This is a genomic window from Enterococcus sp. 1001283B150225_161107_E12 (assembly GCF_015556925.1).
Lineage (GTDB): Bacteria > Bacillota > Bacilli > Lactobacillales > Enterococcaceae > Enterococcus_B > Enterococcus_B mundtii.
Window position 1 is genome coordinate 35,664 of record NZ_JADNNI010000013.1, and the last position, 13,089, is coordinate 48,752.

The window sequence follows — 13,089 nt, forward strand, 5'->3', positions numbered from 1 at the left end:
AACAACCACCGCATTTTCTCGCGATGGTTGTTTTTGAGTACTATTTAAACTCTCGGAATAACTGATCGATTGTTTGGGCATCTTCTAAAGACAAATGAATATCCAAAGCTTTGGCATTGTCTGCGACTTGTTCTGGTTTCTTTGCGCCAGGAATGACAAATGAAATCCGCGGGTGTGCGATATACCAAGCTAAGACTAATTGAGCAGTGGTTGCTTGGTACTTTTCAGCAAGCGGTTTGAGTTGATCGACCGCTGTGATGATTCGTTCATAACGTTCACCTTGAAAGTTTGGTTTGTTCTTTCTAGGATCGTCTTCAGAAAAATGTTTCGGACTTTCTAGATCATACTTGCCAGTCAATAAACCTGAAGCAAGTGGGAAATAAGGCACAAAACCAATCTCGTTAGCTTCGAGGTAAGGGAATAATTCTTTTTCCGCTGTGCGATGGATCAAACTAAATTGATCCTGTACGATATCCACATAGCCGTCTTGGTTGGCTTCTTTCAATTGCTCTAAAGTGAAATTAGACACACCAATGGCACGGATTTTCCCAGTTTCTTTCAGTTCGTGTAAAGCGGCAACTGCTTCATTTTTAGGTGTTGCTTCATCTGGAAAATGGATATAAAAAATATCGATATAATCTGTTTGCAGACGTTCTAACGCTTCATCGACTGATTTCTTCAAAAATTCAGGAGAGTTATCAAATTTTTTCGGTTGATCTGGAAGATGTGCTGCTTTGGTGGCAATAATAATACATGAACGATCATAAGCCGGTTCTTGCAAGACTTCTCCAATCAATTGTTCCGAACGACCTTCTCCATAAATATAAGCAGTATCAATAAGGTTCAAGCCATTATCTAAGGCTGCTCTGACGACTTCTTTTCCAGTTTCATCAGCTAATCCTGAAAAAAGATTGTGCCCGCCGACGGCATTTGCACCTAAGCCGATTGCTTCGGCATATACTTGAGAATGACCAATTTTTACTTCTGACATTTTTTTACCTCCTTTTTTATTTAGTCTAAATCAAAAAGAAAAAAAGCTAAATCAAAATGACTTTGAAAAAGAAATCAATAAGAATCTACTTGACTTTGCGCTGTGTTTTTAGTAGGTTATAATTAATATCTAAATATCGATGAAAGAGCGAGTAAGTAACTAAATGCTTTATAAGAGAGGATCGTCGTGGCTGAGAGCGATCTAAAACAAGTAGTTTCTGAAAGACACTCTGGAGATGGACGCGTGCAAAGCCGTCCCGTAAACGAGCGTTAATCGTGAGAGGAAAGAGCAATCTTTCAAATATAGGTGGTACCGTGTATGAATTAATCATTCACCCTTGTTCATGGCGAACAAGGGTGTTTTTTGTTTGCATTGATTACATAGCGTGAAGAAAAGGAGAGAAAAATATGAGCTTCCAAAGACCAAAAGGAACAAATGATATTTTACCTGGAGAATCTGAAAAATGGCAATTTGTTGAAGAAACTGCCCGTTTATTATTTAAAGATTACCAATATAATGAGATCCGCACACCGATTTTTGAGCATTATGAAGTGATTGCTCGTAGTGTAGGGGATACGACTGATATCGTTTCAAAAGAAATGTATGATTTTTATGATAAAGGCGAGCGTCATGTTACGCTTCGTCCAGAAGGAACTGCACCAATCGTTCGTTCATTTGTTGAGAATAAATTATTTGGACCAGAATATACAAAACCTTACAAAACATTTTATATGGGACCAATGTTTCGTTATGAGCGTCCTCAAAAAGGTCGTTTACGTCAATTCCATCAAATCGGTGTCGAAGCATTTGGCTCAGACAATCCCGCGACGGATGTTGAAAGTATGGTGATGGCATTAGACTTCTTCAAGCAATTAGGAATCAGTCAAATCCGTTTAGTGATCAACTCTTTAGGCGATCAAGAAACGCGACAAGCGTATCGTCAAGCGTTGATCGATTACCTTGTACCGTTTGAAGCAGAATTAAGCGAAGATTCACAACGTCGTTTACATGAAAATCCATTACGTGTATTGGATAGTAAAGACAAACGTGATCAAAAATTCGTAGCAGAAGCACCTTCAATCTTAGATTATTTAAGTGAAACAGCAAAAGCACATTTTGAAACAGTGATTGCCATGTTGGATGCGTTAGATGTGCCTTATGAAATCGACAGTAATATGGTTCGTGGGTTAGATTATTATACGCATACGATTTTTGAAGTGATGAGTGACGCGCCTAAAATGGGCGCACAAGCAACGATTTGTGCGGGTGGCCGTTATGACAACTTGGTCGAAGAACTAGGTGGGCCAGCAACACCAGGATTTGGTTTTGCGATGGGGATCGAACGTATTTTATTAACGATGGAAGCAGAAGAAGTAGCTGTCCCTGTAATGAATACATTAGATGCCTATGTAGTAGCACTAGGCGAAGAAACAAATATCGAAGCGTTAAAAATCGTTCAAGCGATCCGTGATTTTGGTTTTTCCGCCGATCGTGATTTTATGGGCCGTAAAGCGAAAGCACAATTTAAGACAGCAGACAAAGCCGATGCGAAGTTGGTCTTAGTGATTGGTGCGGATGAATTAGCCAATCAAACGATCAACGTCAAATCAATGGCTAATCGTACAGAGAAAAGCTTTGCATTAGAAGATATTTATGACCACTTTGATAAAGTCTATGATGAAATGACATTATCTACTGAACAGGAGGAAAAGTGATGGCACAACGAACAGTATACTGTGGACTGGTTTCAGAAAAGCAGTTAGGACAAACAGTTACATTAAAAGGTTGGGTACAAAAAAGACGTGACTTAGGTGGCGTGATCTTTATTGATTTACGTGATCGTGAAGGAATCGTCCAACTTGTTTTTAATCCAGAAATCAATAAAGAAGCGTGGGAAATCGCTGATAAATGCCGTAGTGAATATGTCATTGAAGTGACAGGTACAGTAAAAAATCGGGATGAATTGGCAATCAATCCTAAAATGGCAACGGGTGAATTTGAGATCATCGCGGATGAAATCATTATCTTGAATCAAGCCAAAACACCACCTTTCTTGATTGAGGATGAACAAACGATCAGTGATGAGATTCGTTTGAAGTATCGTTATCTTGATTTACGTCGTCCAAAAATGACAAAAAATATCAAATTGCGCAACGATACAACGAAAGCGATCCGTCATTACTTGGATGACCATGATTTCTTGGATATAGAAACACCTTATTTAGGAAAATCAACACCAGAAGGCGCGCGAGATTACTTAGTACCTTCTCGTATCCATGCAGGGCATTTCTATGCTTTACCACAATCACCACAGTTGTTCAAACAATTGTTGATGAATGCTGGCTTTGATCGTTACTATCAAATCGTTCGTTGTTTCCGCGATGAGGATCTACGTGGCGACCGTCAACCAGAATTTACACAGGTCGATATCGAAACGACGTTCTTGACCGCTGAAGAAATCCAAACCTATACAGAAGGATTGATTGCTAAAGTGATGAAAGAGGTACGTGGTATCGAAGTCACTTTGCCATTCCCACGTATGACGTATGATGAAGCAATGAGTCGTTATGGAAGTGACAAGCCAGATACACGTTTTGACATGGAATTGATCGATTTGAGCACAGTTGTGAAAGACGTTGAATTTAAAGTCTTCCAAATGGCGCTTGAAAATGGTGGGGTAGTCAAAGCGCTGAATGCGAAAAATGCAGCAAGCAAGTATTCACGTAAAGATTTAGATAATCTTGGACAATATGCCACTCAGTTTGGCGCAAAAGGACTAGCTTGGTTAAAAGTAGAAGAAGATGGCTTGAAAGGGCCTATTGCGAAATTTATGGGCGAGGCATCTGAAGCATTGATCCAAGCAACAAACGCTGAAGTTGGGGATATTTTATTGTTTGGTGCAGACAAAGAAGAAATCGTTGCAGCCACTCTTGGAGCGATTCGTTCTCGCTTAGGAAAAGAATTAGACTTGATCGACGAATCAAAATTCAATTTCTTATGGGTGACAGAATGGCCACAATTTGAATATTCAGCAGAAGAAGGCCGCTATGTTTCCGCGCACCATCCGTTTACGATGCCTAAAGCATCCGATGTCGAGTTATTGGCAACTGATCCCGCAAAAGTCTATGCAGAAGCGTATGACATCGTCTTGAACGGCTATGAATTAGGTGGGGGATCGTTACGTATCCATACAAGAGAATTACAAGAAAAAGTATTAAAAACACTAGGCTTTTCTGAAGAAGAAATGGAAGAGCAATTTGGTTTCTTATTAAGTGCATTAGACTATGGCTTCCCACCACATGGAGGAATTGCCTTGGGACTTGATCGCTTTGTGATGTTGCTTGCAGGTGAAGAAAATATTCGTGAAGTGATTGCTTTCCCTAAAAATGGTAAAGCAGCTGATGTCATGAGTGATGCGCCAAGCACTGTTTCTGATCTTCAATTATTTGAATTGAACATCGACGTTACAGATGTTGAATAACAAATAAGAAAGAGAAGTTATTTTCATAGGAATACCGAGGTTGTGAAAGAGTCACTGATAAGTCGCGATTGATTCGTGCCAGTGACACTGGAGCAACCTTTTTTCTCTTATATTGGAATTTCCAATCTTTTTTTCAAAGAAGTCTCTTGATTATATTCTAAAAGATCATATAATAAGGGCATACCAGATAAAGCGAGGCTTTTTTCATGAAAAAAACTTTCGAAAATTGGGCGTATCATGATTATACGACCAAACTTTCGGTGTCGATCGTCTATGCACTGATTGCTTCAGTTGCATTGAACTTTTTTTATCAACCAGGAAACATCTATTCAAGTGGGATAACCGGTCTTGCACAAATCTTAACGACGCTTTCTAAATCAGTGATTGGTTTTGAGATTCCAGTCTCAACCACGTTGTATTTGCTGAATATCCCATTATTCTTTTTAGCATGGTTTAAACTTGGAAAGAAATTTACGATTTTTACATTTATCACTGTGACATTAACCTCGCTTAGTATCCATCTTTTGCCACAAACGATTCTTTCGACCGATCCGATCATTTGTGCGATATTCGGTGGTGCCGTCAATGGGGTTGGTATTGGGTTAGCATTAAAAAATGGCTTGTCTTCTGGCGGATTAGATATCGTGAGTATTACGATCCGTAAAAAAACAGGTCGATCCATCGGTTCAATTTCCATTTATTTCAATGCACTGATTGTTTTCGTAGCGGGCTTGCTCTTCGGCTGGCAGTATATGTTTTATAGTGCTTTGTCGATTTTTGTGAGTGGTAAAGTGACGGATGTCGTCTATACGAAACAAAAAAAGATGCAAGTCATGATTGTGACTAAACATCCTGAAGCAGTGATTGAAGCCATCCAAAAATGTATGCGTCGTGGGATCACGATCATCAATGAAGCAGAAGGTGCGTACAAGCACGATAAACAAACAGTCTTAATGACGATCGTTACTCGCTACGAGCTTCCTTTGTTACGTGAAGCAATGAAATCTTCTGATCCGCAAGCATTTGTCAGTATTGCGGAAAATGTCCAAATTCTCGGACGTTTTTATGAAGATGGAATATAGAGTTTAGTAAAATAGTTAGATAAAACACAGTGGATAACTGATCGGTTATCGCTGTGTTTTTTTGTTATTTTGTTAAATCTAAAGAACTTAAAAGTTATTAGTTTTTACATAATCCTATAGTCCAGATTCTAAATTTTTAGCGGTTTTGCGTTTAAAACGACACTTTATTATAGAGTTGTGATTATTTAAAAATAACGTGATATATTGAAATGAGAAGTAAGAAAGATAAATTTATGGATCTTGTATAAAAGAAAGGTGACAGTATCTTGAAATTAAAACGATTCGTTCTATCAGAATAGTCAAAGTAATATAGTTCTTCCTTAGTTGCTCAGCTGTCTACTTACTAATAAGAGGACCTAAGTATGCAGTTTTGATACCATTATTATTTGGTTTTCTCTTTGAACTAACCCTTCCAAAAGAATATGGTGGAGGACTAGTTAAAAATAAAAAGAATGTATTTATTAATTCAGAAAAAATTTGGATTGAACCACTTATTGGGATTTTACTTTTGTTTTTATTTATTATTTTTTCAACTATTATTTAATTGATCTAGGAAGAATAAGATGGGAAACGGGATGTAGAAAACTTGTGTTTATTTTTTTCAACATTTAAAGAATTTCAAGCATGGCAGAGTATTTGTATATCAAAATTTTCGTTATCAATATAGCTATATAAACAACATTGTTGGGCCAACAGGGTATACTCTGTTGGATATTTGTGTATTTGTAATAAGCTTGAATTTATGGAATCACAACTAAGTTGAGCAATAGAAAACACATCAATAGTTAGTATTAAAATGTCGTTCATTATACTAGTAGTGTGGCAGAAAGGATCAACTTAAACTAAAAATATAGCTATTTAAACGAATGATGGGGCTAATTTCCTCAGGTCATTCATTTTTTTGTCACAAAATTTGCTTTTTCACGACATATCTTAACGTATACGAAAAGTCGCGACAATACAACAGAAGGAAGGAAAAGAGATGAACTACAGCGTAAAGACAGGCGATACGTTAAGTGGAATCGCTCAACAGTTTGGGATCACAGTACCTCAACTCCAACAGTGGAATCAGTTAGCTGATCCTGATTATATTCAAGTTGGACAAGTACTATTGATCCAAGAAACCCAAGAAAAGGGGGAGAATTACGTGGTACAAGTAGGAGACACATTGAGTGAGATTGCATTGCGCTTTGGTGTAACGGTCCAGCAACTTCAAACATGGAATAACCTTCCGAATCCTGATTTAATTCAAGTCGGTCAATGGTTGTTTATAGAAAAAAGGAACGGAAATTCCCAAAGTCGAGCCGTATCATTAGGACAATTACAAGCAATCGGCTGGTATTCGATCTCGGCAGAAGATGTCACAGAATTGAATCGTTGCCTGCAGACTTATAAAATTGTCTCTTTGAACAGTTTGCGTCACTTCATTAGTCAATGCAGCCACGAATCAGGTTGTGGAGTTTGGCGGGAAGAGTTGGCTTCTGGAGAGTCATATGAAGGGCGGAGTGATTTAGGTAATTATTATCCGGAAGACGGGAAAAAATACAAAGGAGCGGGTTATATCCAGCTAACTGGACGCAGTAATTATACCCGATTTGCCGCTTCAGTATTGGATCCAGAAATTTTAAATCAAGGAGCAAAGTATGTAGCTGCTACTTATCCATGGACCAGTGCAGGTTTCTGGTGGTTTTCAAACGGGATGAATGAATACTGTGGAGGAAATCCAACCGTTGAACAAGTGACCTTACGTGTAAATGGTGGATACAATGGCTTGACATCTAGAAAACAATACTATCAGAAATGTTGTGAGATTTTCTGCTAAATACTCAGTTTACAAAGGAGGTGTTATGATGACTGCTTTGACAAAGATCTTTGCTACCGATCAGGCATTGATTCATATCTTTTTCCTTGTGGTTCTTTTAGATCTAATGACGGGGTGGCTCAAAGCAAAAGTCAATCACACCTGGTATTCTACATTAAGTTGGCAAGGCCTTTGGAAAAAACTTAGCCATTTTGTGTTACTTATTTTGACAGGAATCGTTGACTTTGTTTTGCTACAAAATGAGGTTCATTTAGAGTTCACATTGGTCAAAGTTTTTACGACCTGTCTGATTTTTAATGAAATTGGAAGTATTATTGAAAATACGGCAAAAACAGAAGTGACGACTTACTTTCGGGAAATCTTAAAATCCATTGAAAAGAAAATGAGAAAAACACTGTAGTGGATTAAATGACAAAAAGAAATAAAAAAAATTGTTATTATCCTGTCACAAGTTACACTTATTTTACGACATACCCATCCAAAAGGACGATTGGAGTGGGAAACATGGATTTTTGGACAGAACGAATCATAGAAGTAGAGGATTATGTAAAAGAACAAGATGAAAGACGTTTAGAAATAATTTTGTTGAATTTTGTTCCGTATTTAAAAAAAAGTGCAAAATATTCACATTTTTCAGCAAGTAATGTAGGCGTATACATTTCGTTTGAAGATTTTTATAGTGCCTACCTCTTCGCAACTTGGGAAGCAATCGAAGTTTTTCGAGAAGAACAAAAAAATGATTTTAACTTTAAAAATGTATTTCTCCATCGATTATTTATTGCAGAAAAAAATGTTTGGCGTTTATATAAGAAAAAATCAGGGAAATCCACCGATAAACATGGCATTACTTATGCAAGTGGGCACTGGCAAATGATTGATGAGTCCAGTGCCTGCTTTCCACCCTGTTTTTTAGACGAGAGTACATTGATGATCAAAGAGATTTTAATGAAGTATCAAGTAATTGCTCCTGATGATGCCCAGTTCTTTTCTTTGTTAGTGGAAGGCTATTCGTGTGCTGAAGCGGTGAGATATATGTTTTTTGAAGAATATAACGCACGTATGCGGAAAAAGATTGAGCGAATGAAGCGGAGATTCAAGAAATACTTGGAAAAAGAAAATTTTTTTCTATTTCCAGTCACAAATGACGAAAATCTTCGACATATCTAAGTGATTCGAATCAAAAAATAAATTTTTAGGAGTGAAAAAAATGAACGTAAATGATAAACAATTAAGAGAAGATCCATGGGTATTAGAAGTACAACAATGGTTGAATAAAACTTATGGAGATGTACCTAGTTTTGGTTCAGTTCCGGAAGATGGCCGTACTGGATGGGATACGGTATATGGTTTGATTCGTGCAGTGCAACATGAGTTAGGTATTACAGAATTGGTCAATAATTTTGGTGAGACCACTTCAGCACTATGGGATCAGCAAGTGACGCCCAACTTAATTAATAAGTATGAAAGCCCAATTGTAAAATTGGTCGATGGTGCTTTTCGCTGCAAAGGGATGGGAAATGGGAAATTTGACACAGTTTATACGCTCAATAATGATGATGCAATCAAAGGATTGAAAATGGCTGCTGGATTTGAGAATCCAACTAGTACGTTAGATTCAATATGGGCCAAAGCTTTGTTTGATATGAGTGCATTTGTATTAGTTCAAGGAGGCGATGCACGAACACGTGAAATGCAACAAACTTTAAATAGAAAGTATTCGGAATGGACAGGAATCTTACCTTGTGACGGGATCTATCAACGTGCCACAAATACTGCCTTGATTTATGGGGTCCAAGTAGAAGAAGGTCTAGGCGATATTGCAAATGGTGTATTCGGTCCAACTACACAAGAAGTTTATAGACAGTTAGCAGATAGTGGCCAAGTAGCAAGTAATAGCGGATTAGTGTTACTTCTCCAATATGCACTTTATCAAAATCTGATCAATGTACGTCCAAGTGGTGTCCCATTCAGCGGAGCATTAGATACCGAGACAACAGACTCATTATCATTATTCCAATTATTCTTGAATTTATCCGAAGTAACAGACGGTTATCCTGACTTAACTACTGCGATGTCCTTGATGCTTTCTTCTGGCGATCCTAACCGTAGTTTCAATGCGGTAGATACTTCAGAACAGCTAACTCCTGCGCAAATCACAACCTTGCAAGAAGCTGGAATACAATACGTAGGTCGTTACTTAACGGGAACCGTCGGCAATAACTTTATTCCAAAATATTTAACGGTAACTGAAGCAAATAATATTATTAATGCTGGAATGGCTATCATTCCGATTTATCAGGACAATAATCCAGTGGTAAGCTACTATACGTACAACCAAGGTGTATCAGATGCAAATACAGCATTTGCGGCTGCGGACTCTCTAGGATTTGACAAAGGAACAATCATTTATTTTGCAGTGGATGTGGATGCGCTAGACTCAGATATTACGACAAACATCCTGCCTTATTTCAGTGGACTACATGATGTTGCGACGAGAAATGGGATTCGTTTTAATGTAGGGATTTATGGTACTCGCAATGTGTGTATGCGTGTTTCTGAAGCAGGCTATACCGTGGCCAGTTATGTATCGAATATGTCTACTGGTTGGTCTGGTAATCTTGGTTTTTCTCAACCAACAGATTGGGCTTTTGACCAATTTAGTGAACCAAGCGATGGAATTGGCTCAGGAGATGGTTTAGTGATGATTGATAAACTGAATGTCTCTGGAATCGATCCAGGTGTAACGACTGTTAGTGCGGTTGATCCAGCTATTGGCGTCCTAAAAAATCTGGGACTTAAATTGATTGATGAAGCAATTGATAATGCACAATTTGAATTAGGAGTAGAAATGCCCATTTTCTCTATTGGACCTGTCACACTCACACAAACATTAGCCGGAACAGTTCAATCCGCAGATGCCAATGATAATCTTATTACATTTAGTATCATAAATGGAAAAATTGATCCAGCATTTGTTAGTGAAGTCTCTGATATGTTAGGTAGTGGTATTGCTGGGAAATTGGAAGCTAACATGGAAGGTTTAACTGCAGCTATCGAAAATGGTGATGTAGAATTAAGTGGTGGCTATGAAGATGGGAAAATTAGTGTATCGCTTGCCATTAATATGCAAAAATTTACAGTAGAAGGATCAGAAATTACTGCTTCTGTTAAATATGAAATTGAAATTGATTTAAATAAAATCGGAGGATTTTTTAAAGAGGTTTTTGAAAGAACGCTCTATACAATTGCAACAGGTGTAGGTATTTTCTTATTAATCTTAGTAATACCACCTATTGTTGCGTGGCTTGGTGCAGGGGCGACAACAGTAACAGCAGCGGGAGTAATTGCTTTAGTTATTAGCTCCATTTTAGATTTCATCAAAGAAAGCTAACTAAAAGATTTGAACCGCAAAAACATGGGAACTGTTTTTGCGGTTCTTATTATTGTCTTTAGACCAAGTTGAGCTCGCAAAGTGAGCGAAACAGAAAAACACCCGCAATTCGGGTGGGGTGAAGTGGGAACAAATGATTCTATCAAAAAGCCCTACACATCGTTAAAATATGATGTTCAGGTTATATTGATAACGCAAGGAAGGGAAAAGAAATGGGTAATAAAACAAATAGTTTATCTCATACAAAGTGGCTGTGCAAATACCACATTGTATTCACACTAAAGTATAGAAGAAAAATCAGCTATAATCAATATCGAGCAAGTACACAAGAGATTATCAAACGATTATGTAAGTATAAAGGAGTGGTGATTTTAGAGGGCATATGATGCCAGATCACGTCCACCTATTATTGAGTATCCCACCAAAAATGAGCGTGTCTAGTTTTATGGGTTATCTAAAAGGAAATAGTGCATTAATTATTTTTGATAAGCATGCAACTTTAAAATATAGGTTTGGCAATCGACACTTTTTGGCAGAAGGGTATGTAAGCACTGTGGGATTGAATGAAGCGACCATAAGGAAATACATTCAAGAACAAGAGAAACATGATATAGCGCTAGATAAATTAAGTGTTCGAGAATATGAGGACCCTTTTAAGGATTAGAGAGTAGAACAAACACCTTTTTAAAGGTAGGCAAAAGTGGCAAGGCCAGCTTCTTTAGGCGCTGACCGGTGTTAAGGGCTTATAGCCTTGGAGCAAACCACCCTTTTGAAGGGGAGTTATGATTTTAATGTATAACCCCATCTAAGAAAAAAGAGGATACAATATCATTAATATACCTAGTGTAAGATGGACTATAAATCTTTTATTTGTATTTTGCATAAAACTTGCCTGAAGTTTTTCTGAAACCCAAACAAATTGTAATTCATTTTTAGGATGATCTATTAAATACTGTTTAAATATTTCGCGTTCATTTTTTTTGGATTTAATTAAGTAAAAGCCTGTAACAGCACTGATGGTAAGGGCTACTCCCAAATAGGGAATTATATGATTCAAATTTTTAGGGACGTCTTCAATAGGGAAAAAGTAGCGAATGACACGTGCCAAAATAAAAAAGACAATAACGTAAACGATAAATGAAAATTTTCTTTTTAGAGCAAAAGAAGGGTCCTTTTTTTCATAATATTGTGAGATTGCTTTTTTTCGTCTCTTTTGTTCTTGTTCAGTCAGGTTTGGAAAAGCACGCTCTCCTTCTTGTTTATATACAGCCATGATATCTGAATACTCCTGTTGGATCTGCCTGACTTTGTAGACTGTATAAATAAAACTAGCGTAATATATTAAAGTACACATAAATTTAATTAAAAGCATTATTTAGTTCTCCTTAAAGACTTTTTTTAATTATAGCAGACAAAACTTGAAGTAGCTTTAAAAATTTAATAAAAAAATGTTATTTATTGTGAACAGAAATAGTAGTTTTTTCTATTATTTATTGAAATGTGGATAGAAGTTAATCAAAGAAAACAGATTAACTTCTTTTTACTCTGTTCTAGTTTAAATTAGTTATTTGTTGCTGTCTTCATCTATATAAAGTTATTCAACGTAAATATACCATTAAATAACATTGAATATTAAATGACGCACGATATTAACATTAGTTGTCTATTTGTTTTTAGTATTATATAATTAAGAAGGGAATTGTCATCCTTTCTAAAGAAAGCGTTTTTATAACAAAGGGGTGATTTAAATTATAAAATGGAAAGGAGAATATTTGAGAATAAGAGGAGAAACAAATTTTTATTATGATGAAATACTTAGGAGGTATAAAAAATGAAAAAGTATATTTTGTTAGGCATAAGTTTTTTTGTTTTTTCAATATTTGGAATCATGAATACTGAGGTGCAAGCTGAACAGGTGACCTTAACTTCCTCAGAAGAAACTGTTATTTATAATAAGTTTGGACAAGAAGTCAAACCTGAAATACTGTTTGTACAACCAAAAGGCACAACACCCCCGACTACTTTAAAGTGGCTGAGTTTTGGATCTAACTATCACTCTAACCCATTTTCAGGAGCAGGCACACGATATAGTGGCTATATTTTCGGACTTAATAGTACAAATAGAGCTAGGTTGACTTTTTCATTAGGAGGATTTGCTTGCTTTGTGACTGATCGCCCTGATCCAGCTTCTGTAGTAAATGTTTACAATATGCCTTTAAGCGGCTCTCCTTATACCTTAGAAACAGCTGGCTATTTTTATTTTGCTGTAGATAATCCTGTTAATGGACAAACTTATAGCATAATTCCATTATAGAAAAGAAA

Annotated in this window: 10 protein-coding genes, 1 pseudogene and 1 other annotated feature; of the genes and pseudogenes, 9 read left to right on the top strand and 2 right to left on the bottom strand. The window is 36.9% G+C overall.

The window, feature by feature from the left end; translation table 11 throughout:
- Positions 1-40: 40 nt before the first annotated feature.
- Complete coding sequence (locus I2F89_RS10605) at positions 41-991, bottom strand: aldo/keto reductase (RefSeq protein ID WP_195514309.1); 951 nt, start codon at positions 989-991, stop codon at positions 41-43.
- A 130-nt stretch (positions 992-1,121) separates the two neighbouring features.
- Positions 1,122-1,333, top strand: a binding site (T-box leader).
- A 65-nt stretch (positions 1,334-1,398) separates the two neighbouring features.
- Between I2F89_RS10605 and hisS the strand changes: the two genes are divergently transcribed.
- The 8 genes and pseudogenes from hisS (at position 1,399) to tnpA (ending at position 11,431) form a co-directional block, all read left to right on the top strand.
- Positions 1,399-2,706 carry a histidine--tRNA ligase gene (gene hisS / locus I2F89_RS10610; protein WP_034687180.1) on the top strand — a complete coding sequence of 436 codons (1,308 nt, stop codon included), beginning with the start codon at positions 1,399-1,401 and terminating at the stop codon, positions 2,704-2,706.
- Positions 2,706-4,472 carry an aspartate--tRNA ligase gene (gene aspS, locus I2F89_RS10615; RefSeq protein WP_071867730.1) on the top strand — a complete coding sequence of 589 codons (1,767 nt, stop codon included), beginning with the start codon at positions 2,706-2,708 and terminating at the stop codon, positions 4,470-4,472. The genes hisS and aspS overlap by 1 nt, the downstream gene beginning before the upstream one ends.
- Before the next feature lie 206 nt (positions 4,473-4,678).
- Positions 4,679-5,554 carry a YitT family protein gene (locus I2F89_RS10620; protein WP_010734230.1) on the top strand — a complete coding sequence of 292 codons (876 nt, stop codon included), beginning with the start codon at positions 4,679-4,681 and terminating at the stop codon, positions 5,552-5,554.
- A gap of 982 nt (positions 5,555-6,536) precedes the next feature.
- On the top strand, positions 6,537-7,376 hold the full coding sequence (locus I2F89_RS10625) for a LysM peptidoglycan-binding domain-containing protein (protein ID WP_071867731.1): 840 nt from the start codon (positions 6,537-6,539) through the stop codon (positions 7,374-7,376).
- A gap of 28 nt (positions 7,377-7,404) precedes the next feature.
- Positions 7,405-7,776, top strand: coding sequence for a phage holin family protein (locus I2F89_RS10630; protein ID WP_071867732.1), 372 nt, complete (start codon positions 7,405-7,407; stop codon positions 7,774-7,776).
- Between the two features lie 104 nt (positions 7,777-7,880).
- Positions 7,881-8,543: a BacL2 family protein gene (gene bacL2 / locus I2F89_RS10635; protein ID WP_074801292.1), complete on the top strand. Its 663-nt coding sequence runs from the start codon at positions 7,881-7,883 to the stop codon at positions 8,541-8,543.
- Positions 8,544-8,583: 40 nt separating this feature from the next.
- Positions 8,584-10,767 carry a glycoside hydrolase domain-containing protein gene (locus I2F89_RS10640; RefSeq protein ID WP_071867733.1) on the top strand — a complete coding sequence of 728 codons (2,184 nt, stop codon included), beginning with the start codon at positions 8,584-8,586 and terminating at the stop codon, positions 10,765-10,767.
- Positions 10,768-10,979: 212 nt separating this feature from the next.
- Positions 10,980-11,431: pseudogene (gene tnpA / locus I2F89_RS10645) on the top strand (IS200/IS605 family transposase).
- Between the two features lie 141 nt (positions 11,432-11,572).
- Here the strand turns inward: tnpA and I2F89_RS10650 are convergent.
- On the bottom strand, positions 11,573-12,040 hold the full coding sequence (locus tag I2F89_RS10650) for a hypothetical protein (RefSeq protein ID WP_229078109.1): 468 nt from the start codon (positions 12,038-12,040) through the stop codon (positions 11,573-11,575).
- A 558-nt stretch (positions 12,041-12,598) separates the two neighbouring features.
- Between I2F89_RS10650 and I2F89_RS10655 the strand changes: the two genes are divergently transcribed.
- Positions 12,599-13,081 (top strand): hypothetical protein, encoded by a 483-nt coding sequence (locus I2F89_RS10655; protein WP_071866490.1) that lies wholly within the window; start codon positions 12,599-12,601, stop codon positions 13,079-13,081.
- Positions 13,082-13,089 lie beyond the last annotated feature (8 nt).

Excerpts from the sequence above, each read along its gene's own strand:
- aspS (WP_071867730.1), top strand. The coding sequence starts at position 2,706 with ATGGCACAACGAACAGTATACTGTGGACTGGTTTCAGAAAAGCAGTTA.
- hisS (WP_034687180.1), top strand. The coding sequence starts at position 1,399 with ATGAGCTTCCAAAGACCAAAAGGAACAAATGATATTTTACCTGGAGAA.
- I2F89_RS10640 (WP_071867733.1), top strand. The coding sequence starts at position 8,584 with ATGAACGTAAATGATAAACAATTAAGAGAAGATCCATGGGTATTAGAA.
- bacL2 (WP_074801292.1), top strand. The coding sequence starts at position 7,881 with ATGGATTTTTGGACAGAACGAATCATAGAAGTAGAGGATTATGTAAAA.
- I2F89_RS10630 (WP_071867732.1), top strand. The coding sequence starts at position 7,405 with ATGACTGCTTTGACAAAGATCTTTGCTACCGATCAGGCATTGATTCAT.
- I2F89_RS10625 (WP_071867731.1), top strand. The coding sequence starts at position 6,537 with ATGAACTACAGCGTAAAGACAGGCGATACGTTAAGTGGAATCGCTCAA.
- I2F89_RS10655 (WP_071866490.1), top strand. The coding sequence starts at position 12,599 with ATGAAAAAGTATATTTTGTTAGGCATAAGTTTTTTTGTTTTTTCAATA.
- I2F89_RS10620 (WP_010734230.1), top strand. The coding sequence starts at position 4,679 with ATGAAAAAAACTTTCGAAAATTGGGCGTATCATGATTATACGACCAAA.
- I2F89_RS10650 (WP_229078109.1), bottom strand. The coding sequence starts at position 12,040 with ATGGCTGTATATAAACAAGAAGGAGAGCGTGCTTTTCCAAACCTGACT.
- I2F89_RS10605 (WP_195514309.1), bottom strand. The coding sequence starts at position 991 with ATGTCAGAAGTAAAAATTGGTCATTCTCAAGTATATGCCGAAGCAATC.